Origin of the sequence: Streptomyces chrestomyceticus JCM 4735 (assembly GCF_003865135.1) — a bacterium.
Taxonomy (GTDB): domain Bacteria; phylum Actinomycetota; class Actinomycetes; order Streptomycetales; family Streptomycetaceae; genus Streptomyces; species Streptomyces chrestomyceticus.
Genome location: NZ_BHZC01000001.1, coordinates 265,274 through 285,098, shown reverse-complemented (window position 1 = coordinate 285,098; position 19,825 = coordinate 265,274). Strand labels below are relative to the sequence as shown.

18 protein-coding genes are annotated in these 19,825 nt (G+C 69.5%); 8 read left to right on the top strand and 10 right to left on the bottom strand.

The annotated features are described in order from the left end of the window. Window positions 1-32: 32 nt before the first annotated feature. Window positions 33-617 carry a helix-turn-helix domain-containing protein gene (locus EJG53_RS01305; RefSeq protein ID WP_125043110.1) on the bottom strand — a complete coding sequence of 195 codons (585 nt, stop codon included), beginning with the start codon at window positions 615-617 and terminating at the stop codon, window positions 33-35. Between the two features lie 131 nt (window positions 618-748). Between EJG53_RS01305 and EJG53_RS01300 the strand changes: the two genes are divergently transcribed. Next, window positions 749-1,585, top strand: a complete 837-nt coding sequence (locus tag EJG53_RS01300) for a DMT family transporter (RefSeq protein WP_125043108.1) — start codon at window positions 749-751, stop codon at window positions 1,583-1,585. 75 nt (window positions 1,586-1,660) lie between these two features. After that, entirely contained in the window at window positions 1,661-2,368 is a 708-nt protein-coding gene (locus EJG53_RS01295) for a B3/B4 domain-containing protein (protein ID WP_125043106.1), read from the top strand. Between the two features lie 20 nt (window positions 2,369-2,388). Here EJG53_RS01295 and EJG53_RS01290 read toward each other — a convergent pair whose 3' ends face one another. Next, a complete protein-coding gene (locus EJG53_RS01290; protein WP_125043104.1) occupies window positions 2,389-3,153 on the bottom strand; it encodes an SDR family NAD(P)-dependent oxidoreductase in 765 nt (254 codons plus the stop codon). A gap of 241 nt (window positions 3,154-3,394) precedes the next feature. Between EJG53_RS01290 and EJG53_RS01285 the strand changes: the two genes are divergently transcribed. Then, on the top strand, window positions 3,395-4,285 hold the full coding sequence (locus EJG53_RS01285; protein ID WP_125043103.1) for a hypothetical protein: 891 nt from the start codon (window positions 3,395-3,397) through the stop codon (window positions 4,283-4,285). A 30-nt stretch (window positions 4,286-4,315) separates the two neighbouring features. Here EJG53_RS01285 and EJG53_RS01280 read toward each other — a convergent pair whose 3' ends face one another. From EJG53_RS01280 to EJG53_RS01265, 4 genes are all read right to left on the bottom strand, one after another. Continuing rightward, window positions 4,316-6,970, bottom strand: coding sequence for a glycosyl hydrolase family 28-related protein (locus EJG53_RS01280; protein ID WP_167515010.1), 2,655 nt, complete (start codon window positions 6,968-6,970; stop codon window positions 4,316-4,318). 178 nt (window positions 6,971-7,148) lie between these two features. Beyond that, window positions 7,149-8,684 carry a trypsin-like serine protease gene (locus tag EJG53_RS01275; protein ID WP_125043099.1) on the bottom strand — a complete coding sequence of 512 codons (1,536 nt, stop codon included), beginning with the start codon at window positions 8,682-8,684 and terminating at the stop codon, window positions 7,149-7,151. Window positions 8,685-9,242: 558 nt separating this feature from the next. Then, window positions 9,243-10,154, bottom strand: coding sequence for an alpha/beta fold hydrolase (locus tag EJG53_RS01270; RefSeq protein WP_307721664.1), 912 nt, complete (start codon window positions 10,152-10,154; stop codon window positions 9,243-9,245). A gap of 207 nt (window positions 10,155-10,361) precedes the next feature. Continuing rightward, window positions 10,362-11,192, bottom strand: a complete 831-nt coding sequence (locus EJG53_RS01265) for a methyltransferase (protein WP_125043095.1) — start codon at window positions 11,190-11,192, stop codon at window positions 10,362-10,364. Window positions 11,193-11,655: 463 nt separating this feature from the next. Here EJG53_RS01265 and EJG53_RS01260 point away from each other — a divergent pair, with 463 nt between their 5' ends. The 4 genes from EJG53_RS01260 (at window position 11,656) to EJG53_RS01245 (ending at window position 16,036) form a co-directional block, all read left to right on the top strand. Next, window positions 11,656-11,907, top strand: a complete 252-nt coding sequence (locus tag EJG53_RS01260; protein ID WP_031009740.1) for a hypothetical protein — start codon at window positions 11,656-11,658, stop codon at window positions 11,905-11,907. Then, window positions 11,900-13,117 (top strand): DUF6895 family protein, encoded by a 1,218-nt coding sequence (locus EJG53_RS01255; RefSeq protein WP_125043093.1) that lies wholly within the window; start codon window positions 11,900-11,902, stop codon window positions 13,115-13,117. Before EJG53_RS01260 ends, EJG53_RS01255 begins: the two co-directional genes overlap by 8 nt. A gap of 634 nt (window positions 13,118-13,751) precedes the next feature. Next, window positions 13,752-14,471: an alpha/beta hydrolase gene (locus EJG53_RS01250; RefSeq protein WP_125043091.1), complete on the top strand. Its 720-nt coding sequence runs from the start codon at window positions 13,752-13,754 to the stop codon at window positions 14,469-14,471. A gap of 575 nt (window positions 14,472-15,046) precedes the next feature. Then, complete coding sequence (locus tag EJG53_RS01245) at window positions 15,047-16,036, top strand: PI-PLC domain-containing protein (RefSeq protein ID WP_125043089.1); 990 nt, start codon at window positions 15,047-15,049, stop codon at window positions 16,034-16,036. Window positions 16,037-16,181: 145 nt separating this feature from the next. Here the strand turns inward: EJG53_RS01245 and EJG53_RS01240 are convergent, their stop codons facing one another. The 3 genes from EJG53_RS01240 to EJG53_RS01230 form a co-directional block, all read right to left on the bottom strand. Next, window positions 16,182-16,550: a DoxX family protein gene (locus EJG53_RS01240; RefSeq protein ID WP_125043087.1), complete on the bottom strand. Its 369-nt coding sequence runs from the start codon at window positions 16,548-16,550 to the stop codon at window positions 16,182-16,184. A 3-nt stretch (window positions 16,551-16,553) separates the two neighbouring features. Further along, a complete protein-coding gene (locus EJG53_RS01235) occupies window positions 16,554-17,144 on the bottom strand; it encodes a TetR family transcriptional regulator (RefSeq protein WP_125043086.1) in 591 nt (196 codons plus the stop codon). A gap of 328 nt (window positions 17,145-17,472) precedes the next feature. Continuing rightward, window positions 17,473-18,207, bottom strand: a complete 735-nt coding sequence (locus EJG53_RS01230; RefSeq protein ID WP_125043084.1) for a glycosyltransferase family 4 protein — start codon at window positions 18,205-18,207, stop codon at window positions 17,473-17,475. Here EJG53_RS01230 and EJG53_RS01225 point away from each other — a divergent pair. After that, window positions 18,206-18,745 (top strand): hypothetical protein, encoded by a 540-nt coding sequence (locus EJG53_RS01225; RefSeq protein WP_125043082.1) that lies wholly within the window; start codon window positions 18,206-18,208, stop codon window positions 18,743-18,745. The genes EJG53_RS01230 and EJG53_RS01225 overlap by 2 nt on opposite strands. Before the next feature lie 61 nt (window positions 18,746-18,806). On the opposite strand, the gene EJG53_RS01220 is transcribed toward EJG53_RS01225, so the two are convergent. Continuing rightward, a complete protein-coding gene (locus tag EJG53_RS01220; protein WP_125043081.1) occupies window positions 18,807-19,559 on the bottom strand; it encodes a class I SAM-dependent methyltransferase in 753 nt (250 codons plus the stop codon). Window positions 19,560-19,825: the final 266 nt, after the last annotated feature.

Here is a 19,825-nt window from a genome sequence, read left to right as displayed (position 1 = left end):
ACCCGCTCATTTCTGCCCGCCACAGACACCGCTCACCCCGCCACGGCAGGCCCCGGCGGCAGATGCACCGTCATGACCAGATGACACGTCTCGTTGCCCGCCCCCCGGTAGCCATGGGGCTTGTCGCCGTCGAAGGTGGCGGTCCGACCGGCTTCTACGGTGTGCTCGGTGCCGTCGACGATAAGAATCATCCGGCCGGCGGTGACGCTGACGGTCTCCACGACTCCGGCCTGGTGGGGGTGGCTGGGGTACTCCTCGCCCGGCTCCAGCCGCCAGCGCCAGATCTCGGTGGGGGCCGGGCCCGAGGTCGTCAGCATGAGCCGGGCCTCGCTGCCCCGGGCTCCGGTCCACAGCGGTGCCACGGCCTCGGCGTCCACGATGCGTACGCGCCCCTCGGGCGATCCCTGCAGCAGGGCGGAGACGGAGACGCCCAGGGTGTCGGCCAGCCGGATCAGGGTCGAGAAATTGGGGTTGCCCTGGGCTCTCTCCAGTCCCACCAGCGCTCCCTTGCTGACCTGCGCGCGCCGGCTCAGTTCCTCCAGGGACAGGCCCGCACGGGCGCGGGCCGCCTTGACGTTCTGCGCGAGCGTCCGCAGGGCTGCGGCCGTCTCGGCCATCTGATCACCTTCCATGGCTGGTAGCTGGACAGCGGACCAATCGAATGCACCGTGCGGTCGTTCGGTTGACGCCACCCGGTCATTGTGTTGTACGGTCTGGTCGTTCCGTTGAATCGTAAGGGATTGTCGCTGTGATCGCTCTGCTGCTGGCTCTCGGGAGCTCCCTCGCCTATGGATGCGCCGACTTCCTCGGCGGCCTGGGCGCCCGCAAGGCGCACGTGCTGCGCACCGTGATGATCGCGGCGCCCGCCAGTCTCGCGGTCGAACTGCTGCTGTGGCCGGTGCTCGGTGCCTCGTTCAGCGCCGCGGCCCTGGGCTGGGGCGCCGCTTCCGGAGTCGCCTCGGCCGCCGCGTTCGCGCTGCTCTACAAGACCCTGGCGATCGGCCCGATGAACGTGCTCTCGCCCGTGACCGCACTCATGTCCGCCGTCCTGCCGGTCGGCGTGGGCCTGCTCCAGGGGGAGCGCCTGGCCACCGCCGGGCTGATCGGCCTGCCCCTCGCGCTGGTGGCGGTGGTGCTGGTCAGCGCCGGGCACGGTGCCGGGGCGGCGCGTCCCTCCCGTACGGCCTTGCTGCTGGCCTTCGGCGCCGGCGCCGTCATCGCCCTCCAGCTCGTCTTCCTGCACCAGGCGCCGTCCGACAGCGGGGTGGCCCCGCTGATCGTCGGCCGTACGGTCTCCTCGGCCGTCACCCTGACCGCCGCCGCGCTGATGCGCCGCAGGCTCGGCCCCGAGCGGCCCGCCTACGCGATGTCGGCCGCCGCGGGGGTGCTGGACTCCCTGGCGAACCTGATGTTCCTGCTCGCCGTACGGAGCGGCGACCTGACCGTCGTCGCCGTGATCACCGCTCTCTACCCGGCCGGTACGGTCCTGCTCGCCCGCGGCGTCCTCGCCGAACGCATCCACCGCGGCCAGCTCGTCGGCCTCGGCACCGCCGCCGTCGCCGTCAGCCTCCTCGCCCTGACCTGAACGGAACGACCTCGCCACCCGCACCACGCCATCTCCCGGAAGCGCCACCCACCCCACCCGCACAGGAACGGACCCATGCCCGACATCCACCTCACCCCCGCCGTCGCCGACGCCTTCCCCGACGCCCTCATCGCCCTGGTCACCGCCACCGGACTGCGGGGCCGCGAGCCCTGGCCCGACACCACGGCCGCTCTGGACGCCCTGGAGCGGCAGCTCGCCGACGGCACGTGGCAGCCCGCCGACGAGAGTGACCCCCGTATCGAGGCGTGGCACACCGCCTACCGGTCCTTCGGCACCAACCCCCGCCGTATCCGCCCCAGCGTCGACGCGCTCGGCCGCCGCTTCGCCAAGAAGGGCACCCTGCCGCGCATCAACCCGGCCGTCGACTCCTACAACTGCGTATCCGTACGGCACGGACTGCCGGCCGGAGCCTTCGACCTGGACCACGTCACCGGCGACATCGCCATCCGTCACGCGGACGGCACCGAGGAGTTCACCCCGCTCGGCGAACCCGACACCGTGGAGACCCCCAAGCCCGGCGAGATCATCTACGCGGACACCGCCGGCGTCCTGACCCGCCACTGGAACCACCGCGACGCCCACCGCACCCGCGTCACCGAGGACTCGACCCGCGTCACCTTCGTCCTCGAAACCCTCCAGGCCACCCGCGACGGCCACCTCCTCAAGGCCGCCGCGGACGAACTCCGGAACCTGCTCACCCCGCACGCCGAACAGACCGCCGTCCACTACCTCTCCCCGGCCCACCCCGGGACGACTGTCTGAGCTTTCTGGGTGCCTGCCGGTCAGAACTGGTTCTCGCCGCCGTCGACATACAGGTTGGCCCCCAGGACGAAGCTGCTCTGCTCGGAAGCGAGGAACGCCACCACGTTGGCGACCTCGTCCGCACGCCCGATCCGGCCGAGCGGGACAGCCGAGGCGAACTGTGCCTTGGCGCCGGGCATGTCTGCCGTGGCGGCCACGCCGTCGAGTCCGGGAGTGTCGATGGTGCCCGGCGAGATCGCGTTGACCCGGATGCCGCGGTCCTTGAGTTCGTTGGCCCAGGTGCGGGCATAGGACCGGACGGCCGCCTTGGAGGCCGCGTACGTACCGAAGGCCGCGACGCCGTCATCGGCCCGCACCGAGGCGTTCAGGATCACCGAGGCGCCGTCGTTGAGCAGCGGCAGTGCCTTCTGCACGGTGAACAGGGTGCCCCGCACGTTGACGTCGAAGGTCTGGTCGAAGTGCTCCTCGGTGGTCTGCTCCAGCGTGGCGAACGAGGCGCTCGCCGCGTTGGCGAAGAGCACGTCCAGGCCCCGGCCCCGGGCGCGGACCGCGTCGTACAGGCGGTCCAGGTCGGCCAGGTCCGCTATGTCGCCCGCCACGGCGGTGGCCCGCGCCGAGCCGATGGTCTCCACGGCCGCGTCCAGCTCGGTCTTGCGCCGGCCGGTGACGAACACGTACGCCCCCTCGGCCGCCAGCCGTACGGCGGTGGCCAGGCCGATCCCGGTGCTGCCGCCCGTGACGACGGCGGTCTTGCCTTCAAACGTCTTGCCTGCGAGCTGTCCCATTGGAATGACCTCCACGGAGTGACGAAAATCTGCACCGACAGTTCAGTATCGATCGGTACTGAATGAGAACGTAGCACATCTGTACCGCTCGATACGGAAGGGTGGAGGTGGTGACGCCAGGCGTGCCGGCGCCTCGGGCGGACGTTCGGTCTGGTCGCCGTGGGCGTCCTACGGGACACTGCGAGGGCTTCCTCGGTTCCGGTCGCTCCGGGACGGGGAGCGGCACGAGGGGGGAGAGCCGGTGGGTTCGAACGAGCACGACGGCCAACCAGCGGGTTCCCGCCGAGGTCTGGGCCGAGGACTCTTCGGCGCCGCCCGCCCGCTGAAGGCGGCGACCTCGGCCGCCGGGACCTTCCGGGCCGGAAAGGCGAAGCGGACCGCGCGGCGAGAACGGGAAGCGGCCCGACGTGAAGCGTTACGCGAGGCCCGCGCGGCCCAGGACCCGACCGCTCGCGCCGTCCACACCCGTAACGCCGTCCTGCGCTGGACGCATCAGCGGTACCAGGCCGGTGACCGCGCCCCGGTCTGCGGGGGCTTCATGAAAACCCCCGGCGCTTCTTTCGACGGCGTTCCCTTGGAACTCGGGGACCTGCAAGGCGCCTTGGAGTACTTGACCGAACGGGACCTGGTGGAACTGCATCACCCGATGCACTGGACGGACCCCGGCTACCGGGAGAGCTGCACCGCGCAACGGCTGTCGCTGACGCGCCTCGGGATCGACTGCGCAGAAAGCGGGATGACGGTGTCCGACTTCCTCCACCCAAGGCCCGCAGTGGGCGACACCTACAACACGACGGTCCACGCCGGAGCACAGGGCACACAGATCGGCCGCCAGAACACCATGCACAACGCATGGGGACTCGACGCGAACGCCCTGCTGCGCTTCGCCGGTGAGGTACTGGCGAAGCTGCCCGAACTCGGCCTCGACGCTCCTGCCGAGGCCGAGTTGGAGCACGAAGCCGGTGCGCTGCGCGACGTCGCATCAGCTCGGCGGCCCGACCCCACGGCACTGCGCCGGGCGTACGACGCGGTCATGAATGCGCTCGGCAGGGCCCCGGAGTCCACGGTCGGCCAGTGGCTGCACGAGGCCGGCACGGCGGCGATCAACAACGTACTCGGCGGAGGCGGGTGACGGCGGAGACCTTTCACGAGGAGACATCAGTCAGGAAGCCGCCAGTCCTTCCAGTGCCCGCAGCCTGACCGTGAAGGCCAGCGTCACTCCTCCCGGCGGCGAGCACTTCACCACGGCGTTCCCGTCCAACGGGACGATCTGGGGTGGGTTCCATCCGGCCGGTACCGAGCCATCGGCGGAACCGAAGGAGTCGAGCACACGGCTTTCAGGCGCCCAGGCGGTGACCGTACCGCCGATGGTGCTCAGGCCCTGTTCGACGACCCACGTCGCGGCCCGGCCGGCCGGATCGGTCGCCATGACCTCGGCCCGGTAGCGGCCGGCCCCGGCTGCCAGGGGCACCGCGGCCAAGGTGACGGGACGCGCGGCCGCGATGCCGCAGCCTTGCGCCTCCCGCTCGCGGGCCCCGATCCGTCCCGTCGCGGTGTCGAGGGCGAACACCCAGTCCCGCCCGCCTTGCCACTGTGTCTGGCCGAGGTCGGTCGTGGACACGCAGCCACCGAGGTGGGACACCCTGTTCCCGTCCTGGGGGAGGGCCCAGGGTTTCGCGGGATCGGTGGTGCTGCCGATGATCCGGACCGGCGACGGCCCCCGCCGGCCGGTGAAGACGATGTTCGCGCGGGTGCTCGGGCTCGGGCGGAACTCGCAGTTCACGAACGTCGACGCGGTGGGGAGCTCCAGCGGGGGCTTGGGCTGTTCCTGGGCGAGCAGGAGGAGGGAGTTGTCGATGCGTACGGGCGGGCAGTCGGTCTGCCGCAGGAAGCTGGTTTCCAGTACCGAACTCTCCAGGACGAGATGGTGCAGGTCGGAGGTGGCCACCGCGGACTGCCAGGTCTCCGGATGGCCCTGCGTCGCCTCCGAGCTGATGGCGATTCCGATGCCGTGGAAGGACCCGTACGGAGCCGCCGTGGTCAGCAGGAGCGGTACGACGGAGCGGTGACTGCCGATGTACCAGTCGCGCGCGGTGACGCCGACGAGGTCGGTCGCCACGAAGTCGTACTGCGTCCCGACGGTCTGCAACCGGTTGACCCTGGCCAGTCCGCTGCCGCCCAGGGTGAGGCCGAGCCGGGTGGCGCTGATGAAGAGATGCTCGATCTCGGAGAGGTACGAGTTGTTCCGCAGCCGCATCCCGTCGCGTGCGGCGGTGACGCGGAGGTGGCTGAACGCCGAGCTGTTCGAGAGCTGGCCGTGGATCCCCGCGCCCGAGGGGCACTGGAACTCCAGCCGCCGGACCGTGGTGACCGCGGCCGCGACCGGCGACCCGCCCCACTGGTACATCAGATAGACGGGATCGGGGTCCGGCGTCCGCCGGATCCAGGTCGACCCGACGGTGAAGGCGTCGACGTCCCGGTCGAAGTTGATCAGTATCCGGGTGACCAGCCGCTGGTCCGCGTGGGCGGGGTCGGGCCGGACGTTGGTGGCGAAGTCGGCGGGGAATTTCGCGGTCGGCGCGGTGAACGTCCGCGTACCGGCGTCCCGGTCGATCACGAAGTCGCTGATGCGGACGGAGTCGATACGTCCGGTGAACGGCCGCGTGAGATCCAGGTACTCCGGCCAGCGCTGCTGACTCCTGGCACCGAGGTAGACGCCCTCTTCGACGGGCTGGGTCAGCTTCGCCCCGGCCCGGGGACGCTGCCCCTCCCGCGGCTCCGCGGGGGTCAGTACCGTCCCGGGCGGCCCGGCGTAGAGATCGAGGTGGCTGCCGTCCCAGACCAGGCAGAGGTGGAGCGCCTGCCCGACCGGGAAGCTGCCGGGGTGGGAGATGATGTGGTCCACGCCGTCGAGCCGGGCGGTGGCGGTGACGGTGACCTGCCCTGTCGTGCCGCCGAGGAAGATCCCGAAAGCACAGGTGGCCGCTTCGCCGTTCAGCCGTCGGCCCGAACTGGAGATGACCGGCTCCCCGCCTCCGCCCGGAAGCACCTCGGGGCGCACCGTGCAGGAGACCGAGAACGATGCCGCGCCGTCCATGTCGAGCGCCGGGCTGTCGCGGAGGTTGACGGTGCTCCGGTTCTTCGCGCTGAGGGCGCCGGCCTTGCCCGCTCCGGTGAGCAGGGCGTCCGCCGTGGGCAGGTGGCCCAGCGACTTCGGCGAGATGCACAGCGCGGGACCGTGCCCGCCGAAGAACCTGATGGTGGTGGTGTGCTCGCTCTCGCCGAGCAGCTCGATCTTCCCCTGCTCGCGGCCGACGACCAGTGGCCGGCGGATGCGGTAGTAGCCCGCCGGGAAGTAGACCACGCCGGGTTGGAGCGGGTGCAGGGAGCGCATGGCGCGGGTGATGGCGTCCCAGTCGTCGCTCTGGTCGTCGCCCCTGGCGCCGAAGTCGAGGACGTTCGCGAAGTCGTGCTTCGGCGCCACGGTCACGTTGCCCTGCGCGTCACACTCGCCGACGACGAATGCGCCTTCGCCCAGGGGTAATTGGCGCACGCACCGGCCCTGCCCGTCGGCGACCACGGCGCACGGCTGCCCGGCTCCGAGCCCGGTGAGCCGCGCGGGCGCGACCTCCGGCTGTGCGTAGTAGCTCACCTTTGTGTCGGCCGCGGCCGCTGTGGCCGCGACCCCGGTGACCATCGTTCCCGCGGTGAGCGCGGCGGGCGTCGCCTTGGTCAGCCGCGTGGCATCGTCGGGGGCCAGTGCGGAGCAGAGCACATCGCCGGCCTGGACGTCGACTGCGACCGTTGCTGTTTCCATGGGCTCCTCCGGGTGCGGTGGCCGGTTGCCTCGGACCAGGAGACTGCGAACCGTCAACCGAGGACAGTCATCGGTCGAGCTTTCCACCCACATGAGTGATGTACCGCTGCCGGATGCGACAGAGGGGCACCCGGCCGCGGCGGCCGGGTGCCCCTCTCCTCGTGGTGTCGTCCTGGCGTCAGGACGCGCTGGGCCACATCGGGGAGCGCGTGCCGAGGGTGCCCTTGCCGTTGCCCGGGTAGAGGAACAGGTCGCCGGAGCTGTTGACGGCGGCGATGTCGGCCTTGCCGTCGCCGTTGAAGTCGCCGGCCATGACGGCCCGGAAGCCGCCCCAGCTCTCGTCGGGCCACATCGCCTTGTCGTAGTCGAAGGTGCCCTTGGCGTTGCCGGTGTACAGGCCCAGGCCGCCGGTCTGGGAGACGGCCGCGAGGTCGTCGCGGCCGTCACCGTTGAAGTCCGCGGTGGCCAGGTGCTTCTTGGACCAGGTCTTGTCGTGCCAGACCTGGCGCTTGAAGCCGGACAGGCGGCCGTCGGCGGCGGTGGTGTAGGCGTACAGCGAGCCGTCGTTCCAGATGGCCACCAGGCCGTCGCGGCCGGAGTCGTCGGCCTGGTAGCGGGCGAACTTCGCGACGGTCTTCCAGGAGCCGTCCTTGGCCATCGAGCGGGGCGAGCCCAGCTTGCCGCTCTTGGTGCCCGGGTACAGGTCGAGGGAGCCGTCGACGTTGAGGGCGGCGATGTCGGTCAGGCCGTCGCCGTCGAAGTCTCCGGCGGTCATCGCGCGCTTGCGGCCCCAGGACCCGTCGTGGTTCCACAGCTCGCGGCCGTAGGCGAGCCTGCCGTCCGGGCCGGTGTAGAAGACGTGCAGGTTCTTGTCGTCCAGGACGGCGGCGACGTCGGGGCGCCCGTCGCCGTTGAAGTCCGCGCCGGCGACGACATCGGTGACATGGCGGTACAGGGCCGTCAGGCGGATCTGCTGGACCCAGCGGTGCACGTCGTCGACGCGGGCCTCGAAGGCGCCCGTACGCGTCTCCTCGGAGCCCAGGCACCCGCCCTGCCACGCGGTGCTGCTGACCCCCACCAGCTCGTAGCCGCCGGCCTGCGTGGCCCGCAGGGCCGGGCCGCCGGTGTCGCCCATGCACACACTCGCGCCGTCCTGGCCGGTCAGGGCGAGCGTCGTCTGCTCCACCGCGTCGACGGAGAAGGCGCCGCTGTGCAGGCGGTCGGGAACCCATTCGTCCCGGGTACGGCCGTACCCGGCCACGCGCAGCGTCTCGCCCGCGGCGGGAGCGGTGGAGGCGACCGGGACCGGGGCGATGTCCTCGACCGGCGCCGACAGCTTCGCCATCACCAGATCCCGGTCCGTACGCGGCACGAGCTCGGTGACGGTGCGCACCTGCCCGCCCTTGCCGGACAGGTCACTGCGGCCGACGGTCACCGAGGCCGCCAGCTTCGGCTTGCCGGCGGCAGCCTTGTCCTGACCGGGCTTGTCGGCGAAGCAACTGGCGGCCGTGAGCACCCACTGGGAGTCCACCAGCGTGCCGGTGCAGGCGCGCCGGCCGCCGCTGATGTCGAGCTTCGCCGTGAACGGGTACGCCCCGTCCTTGGCGGCGTCACCCACGACAGCGTTGGCCGGGGTGCCGGTCAGCATGGTCACCGCGACGGCGGTCGCGGCCACTCCGGTGGCCCATATGGCGCGTGGACGTCTGCCAAGCACTTTTGTTCCTCAATTCTTGGGCAGGAGGGAAAAGGGGGGAAGGGATGAAGAAATATCCGGGGCCGGTCGACGGGGCTGCCTGTTCGCGGCGATGTCGAGCATCACGTGTTTCCGTTGTGCCGCGTGTTTCCGTCACACGGGGGCGACGGCGTATTCCGAGTGGATTCCCTTCGGGCGTCCGGCCGCGAGGGGCAGCAGGGCGAGGCGGCCGTCAACCCCGTCCTCGGTGAAGTGGAGGCAGCAGCCCCGCGCCGTCGAGCGGCCCGCAGGCACCCGTCGGCCGCTCCGAACAGCCAAAGGCATCAACGGTGAGGTCGCTGCCGGGCGAGCCGGCGGCGGTCGGCGGGCGCAGAGGCATCCGCATCGATGACTCACCCTTCGGTTGATGAGGCGCTGAAGGGAGCAAAGCGCGCCCCGCAGAAGAATTATCACTTGGCGCCATAGATCATCAAGTGCTACTGCTTTGCTAACAAAACGGCATCTATTCGGCCGCCGCACTCCGCATCGCCTGGCAAATCAGCTCGTGCCCCAGGAAGGACAGCTCCGCCCGCTCAGCCGTCAACCGACCCGGAGGGGATCTCCGGCGTGCCGTCGCGGCGCCGTTTCCACGCGGTGGATCAGGTGGGCGATGAGCAGGACGAGTTGGGGGCACAGCTCTTGGGGGATGCTGTGTCCCATTCCGTCGATGATGGCCAGCTCGGCGCCGGGGATGGCCGCGGCGGTGGCTCGTCCGCCGGCCATGTCGATCAGTACGTCGTCGGTGCCATGGATGACGAGCGCGGGAACCCGTACCGACCGCAGCCGTGCCGTACGGTCACCGGAGGCCATCGCCGCGGCGAACTGACGCACCATGCCCGCCGGGTCGTGCCCCCGGTCGTAAGCACGCTCGGCCCGCTCCCTGGCCGCGGCCTCGTCGAACGCGAATCCCGGCGACGCCACCGCCCGCAGGGCCCGGACCTGCCAGGCGATGAAGCCCCGGCGGTCCTGCGGAGGCGTGCCCAGACCGGCGAGCACGGTGGCGTCGGGGCGGCCCACGGTGCGGTCACCGGTGCTGGACATCATCGAAGTCAGCGAGCGGGTGCGCTCCGGGTGCTCGACGGCCATGGTCTGGGCGATCATCCCGCCCAGCGACGCGCCCACCAGATGGGCGCTCCGCACCTGCAGCACGTCGAGGAGGCCGACGATGTCGTCGGCCATGTCCGACAGCGTGTAGGGCGCCAGAGGGGAGTCGCCGTTCAGCGCCGTCGGAATATCTGGACCCGGCAGGTCGGGGCCGGGCCGGTCGGGGCCGGGCAGGTCGGGGAGGCGCGACGACCGCCCGGCGTCCCGATTGTCGAACCGGATCACTCGCAGACCGCGGCCGACCAGCTCGGCACAGAACTCCTCCGGCCAGGCGATCATCTGCGCACCGCCGCCCATCACCAACAACACGGGCGGCGCGTGATCGTCACCGAGGCATTCGTACGCCATCTCCATCCGTGACGGGCCGACATTCAGTGCTAGCTGTTCACCCATCACCGAACCACCCCGACACCCGATCGAAAGAAGCTGGACGAGCGTAAACATACTGGCAATTCCGACTCGCGGAATCGAACATGGCGCAATGGTTCGGCAGAATGAATAGGGGAGCGGGCGCGGAGCGCATTCAGTCGGGACGGTTGCGGCTGGAAGTGATCCTCATAGGCAGTCTCCGTCTCCGTCTGCCGACACCGGGCGTCGGCCCCAGGCGGACACCATCGGCGCGGTGGCCAGGTCGAGGCCACCGGCGGCGATGTTCGCCAGGTGCCGGTCGATCTCCTCGTCAGTGGCCGCCCCCGCCGCGACGAGCTTGTCACGGACCTGTTGGACGCTGGCCCGCTCCAGCTCGGAGGACGCGGGGGAAGCGATCGGGAAGTAGGCGTCGGCCTCGACCCCGGCCAGTCCGGCCTCCCGCAGCAGCCGCGGCAGCTTGCGCCCGTACGCCAGGTCCGCGCCGCGCTGCCGCAGCAGCTCGCGGAAGCCGCGCCGCAGCCTGTTGGCCAGCTCCTGCTCGGGCCCGTACTCGTCGGGACAGATCAGCGGCAGCAACGCCGGGTCACCGTCCTCCACCACCAGCCAACCGCCGGGGCGCAGCGCCTCGACCATGGACCGCAGGGCCTGGTCCCGGTCGGCCAAGTGCACCAGCACGAGCCGGGCATGGATCAAGTCGAACGGGCCTCCCTCCGGCGGCGCCTGGGCCGCCACGTCGTGGCGCAGCACCTCGTAGCCCGCTGCCTCGCGCATCCAGGAGGTGTCGATGTCGGTGGCCACCACGTACCCGGCCGGTCCGACACGCTCGGCCAGCCAGGCAGGAACCGTGGGCCCACCGGCACCGACCTCCCAGCACCGCCACCCCGCGCCGACCCCGACCGTCTCGAAGTGCCGGAACGTCGACGGATCGAAGAGCGCCGACAGCGCGGCGAACCGCTCGCCCGCTTCGGCCTGTTGGTTGTCCAGGAGGTACTCGTTGTCGGAGCCGTTCCGTGTCATGAGCGGATCATTGCACGCGGCCCGCGTGGGGGCCGGGGTTCCTGGTCCCGCACCACGAACCACCTCGCAAGCACACCCGAAACCGCCCCTTTCAAGAGCCCTCGTGCCCGTTCCGTAGCCGCCCGTGCGCAGCTCCGGCGGCCACGGCATTGATACGGACCATTCGGGTGTCGTCACCGCTGACCGGTTGAGCTACGCGTGGGAATCCCGAAGCGGAACGTGCGTCTGCGGAATGCGCCAACTCACGTACCGGAACTCGCTCCGGAGAACCCAGGTCCCATTGAGAACGCGGCTCCACTTGCGGACTTTGTCACAGCGCGGTCGCGTTCACCCGCTCACGCAATCCGTCGCTGCCGCCCCACCGAACAACGCAGGAGAACGCCGACGGAAGCCGGAAGCCAAAAGCCGAAGGCCGAAAGCCGGGACTCGCACCACTGCACACGCACCACGGAAGAGAGCAAACATGAAAGAGAGCCTGACGCACAGCGAGGTCGCCAAGATGGTCTCCGGACTCATCGAGGCGGGCGTGATCGACGGAGGCATGACCCTCGGGAAGCTGGTGGAGTCGCAGGCGGGAATGCTGGACGACGGGCCCGCGGACCCGGACCTCCACGTCCTGTGCTGCAACGAGTACTTCCTCGCGACCCAGGGGATTCCGCAGCCGACGGAGGACTCCGACTCGGTCGCGGAGAGCGTGCGGAGCGACCTTGCCTAGCCAGGACCAGGTGCCCGCCGGCTCGCCGGCGGGCACCGCCGCGGACGGGACGTACCTCCGCGGCCGGATGTGCGACATTCTCGACTTCGCCGTACGGCACATACCGCGGCTGCATTCCTACGAGAAGCACTGGACGGGAAAGCAGGACCCCGTCGTCTCGATGAACGACAAGATCGTGGTCGAGGCCGCGCTGCTCGCCCTCACCTGTCACCGGGTGAGCCACGCGGAGCCGCGTATCGCGGCCGCCGTCCGCGCACTCGCGGAAGTCCTTTTGCCGCACGCCAGGAGTGACCGGAACGCGGACATGCTGGCGCGCCTCCCGCAGTCCGCCGCCTCGATCGGCACCTCGCACCTGCTCCTCGACCGCATCGGATACCCCGACGCGCGCTACGACGCGCTCCACACGGCGGCGGTCGCCGCGACGCACCCCTGCCTGCCCGAACGGCTGCCCTACCGCTACATGGAACAGCAGTGGCTCGCCTCGCTCGCCCCGGGCGGCAGGGCCTCGCACGGGGTCGAGGCGCCGCCTGGGTCCGTCCTGTATGCGAACCAGACAGTGGTCGACATGCATCCCAATGACGTCTACTCGCTCACCCATGCGGTCATGTTCGGTACCGATTTCGGGCGGCGCACGGTCGATCCGCGGGTCAGCACCGAAGCCGTACTGGCCACCCTCGACTCCTGCCTGGCACTCCAGCTCGGCAACGAGAACCTCGACCTGATAGGCGAGCTGCTCTTCTCCGCCGCGATGCTGCGCCCCGGCACCACCTGCGCGTACACCCGCGCGGGCTGGGATCTGCTGACCGGCGTGTGGGAGCGGTTCGGCTATCTGCCGAGCCCGCAGTTCTCGACACCCGAGTACGGGGAACTGGCCCCCAGGGCTCGCGCCGCCTATTCCTTCCAGCACACGTACCACACGATGTTCGTCGCCGGAATCCTCTGCGCGGTGCTGTACGACGCGCTCGACACACCGCCACGGCCGCACGCGCACGCCGCTCCCGACGACGTGGCCTCGGACGCCGCGCTGGCGCTGGCCGCCAGGGAGTACCAGCTCGACGTGCTCACGCGGCAGCTCGGGCAGCTCACGGCAGCGGGCGGCCCGCTGACCCCGACGGCCGAGGCGGCGGCCCGCTACCTGCAGCTTCAACGGGCGGCGCCCCGAGGCGTCCCGTCCCGGCCCCACCCACAGACCCGGCAGCATCCGGGGTAACCTGCCACACCCTGAGACCTCTGGGAGATGATCACCCCGGGACCTGAAACCCAACATCAGCAAGGAAAAACGAAAGGATCAGTGCACGCTCGGACAGCGCGGAGGCACCCCATCGATGTCCGCCGCCTGCTCCGGCTCCCGCACAGGAAATACACCGGCGTTCCCTGCGCGCCGCAGCAGTTGCACGCATACGTCCACCGCCACGTCCTGGCGCCAGACCTCCCGGCGCATCGCGATCGCCTGGCCGCGCATCCGAACCGCCCGCTCCCGCATCTCCCGGGCCCTGACCACCGACTGCCGGGCACTCTCGCGCAGTCGCGCGGTCCGTTCGAAGGCGCGGAGAGGACCTTCCCCGGGGCCTGCCACACCTTGCATACGCGTCATCAACTTTCGCGGGGTCTCGGCGAGGAGTAACAGTCCATACAAGGATGCTCCTCCGCACGGCACCACGTGACGGTTTCGGCGTTCCGCGGAGCCACCCGGGCACGGCTTCTGGCCAGGTGGCGCGCCCGCAGGCGGCTGTGGCCAGAGATGCCCGGTGCCGAACTACGCCACTTGACGGTATCGATCACGCCCGTCCGCACCTGGCTTGCTTCGCGTGGCCGTAACGGCCCCACACACCAGAGGAGGCGCTGTGCATGCGAGCCCGCATCGGAGTCCGAGTCCGAGTCGTCCGCGACCGAGGAACATCGTTCTCGTCCACGGAGCTTTCGTGGACGGATCAGGCTGGCAGGGCGTCCACACCATCCTCAAGCGGGACGGGTACCACGTCAGCATCGTCCAGAATCCGACGGTGTCCCTGGAAGGGGACGTCGCCGCGGTACGGCTGGCACTCGACGCCCAGGACGGCCCGGTCGTGCTGGTGGGGCACTCCTACGGCGGTGTCGTGATCTCCGAGGCGGGCCACCATCCGCAGGTGGCGGCGCTGGTCTATATCGCCGCGTTCGCGCCGGACAAGGGCGAGTCGGTGAACACTCTCATCGCCGACCCGCCGCCGGGCGCCGTCGTACCGCCCATCCTGCCGCCCAGGGACGGCTTCCTGTTCCTGGACCGGGCGAAGTTCGCGGAGTCCTTCGCCGGTGATCTGCCGGCCGAACAGGCGGCGTTCATGGCCGACTCCCAGTCTCCCTGGGGCGTCGACGCCCTCGACGGCGCCGTGACGGACCCGGCCTGGCAGACAAAGCCGAGCTGGTACCTCGTCGCGACCGACGACCGTATGATCCCGCCGCCGGCGCAACGCGCGATGGCAGAACGGGCAGGCTCCGACACCGTCGAGGTCGCCGGCAGCCACACGGTCTACGTCTCCCGGCCGACCGAGGTCGCCGCCTTGATCAGGCAGGCCGCCGGCCACTGACCGCTGTCCACCTCTCCTGCCGGGGCGTCGGCCCCGCACTGTACGACCTCACAACGGTGACGGCTGCAAGGCGCCGTCAGTTTCAGCGTGCACGGACCTACTGGAAGCGTCCGGTCCGCCAGATCCGACGAGAACGGCGAAATGGCCATTTGCTGTTGAAAACAGGCCGATAACAAGTCACGGGAACGGTGCCGGGCGCGATACTTTCGCGGCGGAAAGACGGCTTGCAGCCGTCACGTTGCACAGAAGAGGAGCGCCGTGGGGACAGCGGCGGCGAAACCGACGCGCGAGGAGGCGGCACCCCGTCCGGCAAAAGGACGGAGATGGTGCCGCGGTGGCGCGGACACTCTGCACGGCACCGCCACGGCACCGGCCGGGCCCACGCCCGCCGGGACGAAGAGACACGGCGCCGCGCTGCGCCGTGACAGCGGCCGCGTATCGCACACCTGAAGCTCGGCCGAGCTCCCGATTCCCGGGCCACCCCTACCGGACGCGTCGACGCGCCGGACCGTCCCCTGCCCGCCGCGCTGCGCACAGCTCTCCGCTTCCGCACACTGACATGAGGAGCACCTTTCTTGACCACTCACCGTAGACACGGCGTCGGCCCGCGGATCGTACGGGCCCTGGTAGCGGCACTGTGCGGGATCCTCGGTGCCACCGCGCTCAGTACCACCCCGGCGGCGGCAGCCGACCAACGTCATGCGATCTACGCCATCGCGCACCGGGTCAACACCCTGGACGGCGTGGACGCCGCGATCAACCACGGTGCCAACGCCATCGAGATCGATGTCTGTGCCTGGTGGAACCCGAACGAATGGCGTGCCTGGCACGACTGTTCCTCGGCCGGCGACAACCGCCGGGGCACCAGCTTCGACAGCATGCTCGACCGCATCATCTCCAACGCCAACGCGGGGCGCCGGCTGTCGCTGGTCTGGCTGGACATCAAGGACCCCAACTACTGCGGTGAAGCGGAGAACCGTACGTGCAGCGTCGCCGGACTGCGCGACAAGGCACAGCGGCTGACGGCTGCCGGGATCCAGGTGCTCTACGGCTTCTTCGAGTACCACGGCGGCAACACGCCGGACGTCGGCGGCAGGGGCTGGAAGAGCCTGGAGGGCAAGCTCGGCAAGCTGGAGGGCATCACCACGACCGGCAGCCGCGACAAGGTCCGCAACGCCTTCAACCAGTCCGGTGCCGGATTCCCGAACGGCCGCCGGGTGATGGACTACGGCGACACCAACATCACCAACGGGTTCGGCAACTGCACGGAAGCCACGTGGAACACCTGCGCGGAACTGAAGAAGGGCGCCGCTGACCGCGCCGCCGGCCAGCTCGCGGCCACCCTCTCCTGGACGACCACCTACAACGACCCGTGGTACGTCGACAAGCTGCTGGGCGACGCGCAGGTGGACGGCATCATCGCGGGCTACGCCGCCTTCACCGGCGAGCGCGAGTACGACAACAGTTGGCAGTGCGCCAACGCCATCAACCTCATCCGTGACTGGGTGAACCGCCACAGCGGCTCCCACCGCATGGCCAACAGCGGGGACCGCCTGTTCAGGTGATGACCGGCCTAGGGCCAGGCCCGTACTGCCCTGCGCCCCATGCCCCTCGGACCGTCGGCCGGAACCCCGGTCGACGGTCCTTCGGCCTGTCCGGCAGGCAACAACTACCGGCCACTGACCACCGATCCGGCCGATCCGCTGCCTGTCACCAGCGCACGAAGCTCACCACGAGCACGGCCAGGGACAGCAGCAACATGCCGAGACAGTTGACCCAGAAGGCGGAGTTCAGGGCCCTCGCGCGAATATGGGCTGCGCCGGCCGCGAGGAAGTAGACCACGATCGCCGCGGTGGTCGTCATGGCGACACCCGGCACCCGGAGTCCCACGGCCAGCCCTACGACCGAGGCCGCCTTGGCAGTGGTCAGCACCCACCACCAGTCACGCGGGAACCGTACGCCTTCCAGACAGTCGACTATGAACTTCGGCGGGCGGACCATCATCACGGCGTCACCGGCCTGGATCACGAGGAGGACCAGGACCGGCCAGGCCGGGGACGGGAGTTCGGAGAGAGTCATCGCTCAGTTCCTGCCTTGCGTGGTGATGAATGCAGCGGTGTTCCGAATCCTGGAAGCCGTTTGCCGGCGATCGGTGGTCCCCGCGGCGAGCAGCATCAGCTCACCCAGGTAGCTGGTGAACATGACTTGCGCACCGAGCCTGGCGTGGGCGTCCTGCGTTCCCGCGTTGACCATCGCGGTGGTGAGGTTGCTCTCGGTCAGCGTGCGCAGTGCGCCGAGCGCCGCGTTCTCGGGCCCGCTTCGGGTCAGGGACCGGAAGTACGCGCGCGCAAGGTCCTCGTTCCCGGTGAACAGATCGAGGAAGGGGTCGAAGTAACGGGACAGGTAGTCGACCGCGGATGTGGTGGACTCCGCCGTCGGCGGTGCGGGGATGCGGGCGGCGATGGCCTGGTCGTAGACCAGGCTCAGCAGCGATTCCTTGTCCCCGACCGCCATGACCGCCCCTACGGAAACCCCTGCCGCGGCGGCGATCTGACGCACCGTCGTGCTGTGGAAGCCCTGCTCGGTGAAGAGTCGCGCGGCAGCGGCGGTGACGCGGGCGGCGGTACGTCGTTTCTGTTCAGCGCGGGTTGGATGAACACGTTCAGCGAACATGTTCAGAATATAGGAGGGGCGGCCACGACGACGCAACGGTATGGACCCGCACGGCCCGAGGCGGCCAGCGGCGACACGTACGCGGCAGCAGCGTCGGCCGCAGGGCCCGTAGAGCGCCACGACGGGGCCGCCGCCCGGCGTTTACGATGCCGGCACCGGGCTACTCGGCCGATACCTTGATCGCATGTCCTCACGCGGAGCGTTCAGGGCACGTTCACCGCGGTCGGCCGGCAGGCCGCGGTGAATGGTCGCCGCCGTCGGGCAAAGGCGGCGGCGATACGCGCCCCACCGGTGCGGTTTCTCCGGCCGACGGTGGGCTTCCGCCTGGTCACCTGCCCGCCTGCCGGGCGACTCGTGAGAAGTGGGTCCAGGCGCTGAGCGTGTCACGTTCGAAGTTCTCTTCGGATATCTCGGCCGCGATGCTCTCCCGCAGTTCTTTGCCGAGTTGCCGGGCGCCCGACGGGTCGGCGTACATGAACTCGATCGCGTCGGCCAGACCGTCGCTGCTGGGCAGGAACCGGTGCGCGACCGGAAAGAACCTCCGGGCTTCCACCTTGTCGGTGTCGGGCATCAGGGTGCAGACACCCGAGAGCGCGGCTTCGAGCGGCGTGATGCCCAACGTCTCGTACCGTGAGGAGCAGACGAAGATTCCGTTCGGCCGGGCCAGGCTGAACAGGGCGTAGAGCTGTGTCTTGGAAAGCTTTCCGACCGCCAGGAATTCCGCGCGGCGCTCCCTCGGTACCCGAGCACGCAGCGCCTCCCGCGCCACAGCGTCGTCGGGGCTGTCCCCGGCGACCAGAATCCGCAGCGGCACCCCTCGTTTGCGCGCCTGGACGCAGCCGCTGACGAGGAGTTCGACGTTCTTGAAGTAGTCCAGCCGTGCGACAGCGGTGAAGACGAGCAGCTCGGCCTCCTCGACGAACGATCTCAGCCTGTCGTCCCGGAGCGGCTCCGGTGCCGTGGACGGCGCTATCGGCGGCCGTACCGCGCGGATCCGTCGCTCGTCGACGCCCCGGCTGACCAGATACTCCCGCTGCAGGCGTGAGTGCTGGAGCACGAACATGCGCCCGTTCGACCGGACCCTGTTCACCCTGAGCTCCGAGCTCCTGGTGCTTGAACAGGTGCAGCGCCTTGGCCGCGTCACCGAATGCCCGGGCGGTCTCCCGCGCCGAGAACATGCCGACGAAGTCGTGGACGAACGGCCCGTGGTGGGTCACGCAGCATGCGAGTTCCCGCGGATGAAAACCGAGCAGGGCATCCGTCTGGTAGTAGAGCATGGCCTGGCCGCTGAAGCCGTGTTCGGAACAGAGCAGAGCCGCCGCTTCGGCGACAGCGCGGCTCACCGAGGCTGCGTCCATGTCGAAATGGAAGAGGAGCGTGGCGCAGCGGACGCCCGACCGGTGTGCGAGAGCGACCTGGGGCCCCGTCAGTTCTCCATCTCTCTTGTAGAGGATGACCCCGGCGGAGAGCCCGGCGTTCCGCAGACAGCGCAATGCGGAACGGGAGAACGAGGTGGCCCCGACCTGCGCCGGCTCCAGCTCGCTCTCCGGGAAATACCTCTCGTTGACTACGAGTATTCCGGCCATTCGCGAATCACATAAGTGTACGTTCATGGACTCCGGGCCTCTGGTTACTGTCGTGACATCCCGTGACCCGGAACGCCTACAGGTCGGCGGTCCGCCAGACACCGATCGACTTGTCGGCGAAGCGGTGCTCGACCCTCGCTCCATCTTCCTCCGACTCGTAGACCTCGGTGCAGTTCTCGTTGACGAGGTGCAGGGGAGCGGGGAGAGAGAACGGCGCACGGCACAGGTTGAGGGAGCGCCAGCCGCCGGTTTCGATGTCGTCGGCGTTACCGGCCCGGCCGGTGAAAGTGGTCGTGGCGAAGTAGGTGGAGCCGCTACGTTTGACGTTCCGCAGCGCCGCCCGTATGTCGGCGTCGCTGAAGTGCACCAGACAGTCCCGCGAAAAGATCATGTCGACCTGCGGAATCCGGCTCCGCGTGATGTCGAGCACGCGGAAATCGCGGCCCGGCCGCCCGAACTTCCGCTCATTCTGTTCGACGACTTCCGGGACGATGTCGGCGCCGAGATAGACATCCACCCCGAGCTCCACCTGGGACATCCAGTAGAAGTCCCCGCACGGCATGTCGAGGAAGCTGCGGATGCCGAGCCGCGAGATCAGCTCCGGAAGTTCCCGGCGGAGGGCCGCGGTCTGTACGAGATCGGATCCGCTGCCCGAACGTGACAGGTTCTCGTTCTTGCCGTCACCGCCGGGGAAAAGCTTCCAGGAGTCGCTGGCATAGAGTGCGCCGAAGATGCCCTGCATCGTCCGTTCCGATGGGGAACCGGCCGGTGAGATGACGGGAGAATGGCGAACGCCGGCCGTAGGGAACCCGCGGTTCATGTCGTTCATAACAACCCTTCACCTGGAAGCTGGTGGAGCGGAGCAGCCGGCCGGGAAGTATTGCCACCCCTGGGCCGTGTTTGCGCACAGGGTTTCGCGTATTCGCGCATGTCCACGTGAGGATCTGAGATGTGCGTCCACAATTCTTACACAGCGCTCGTGAATGTCCACCGGGCAATTGTAAATAGCGGCTAAACTGGCCGTCGCGCAGGCCCGATGATCTCCTTCGGCGGCCCGGAAATGTGGCACGGCAAAAAAGGTAGGTGCAGGTGAGG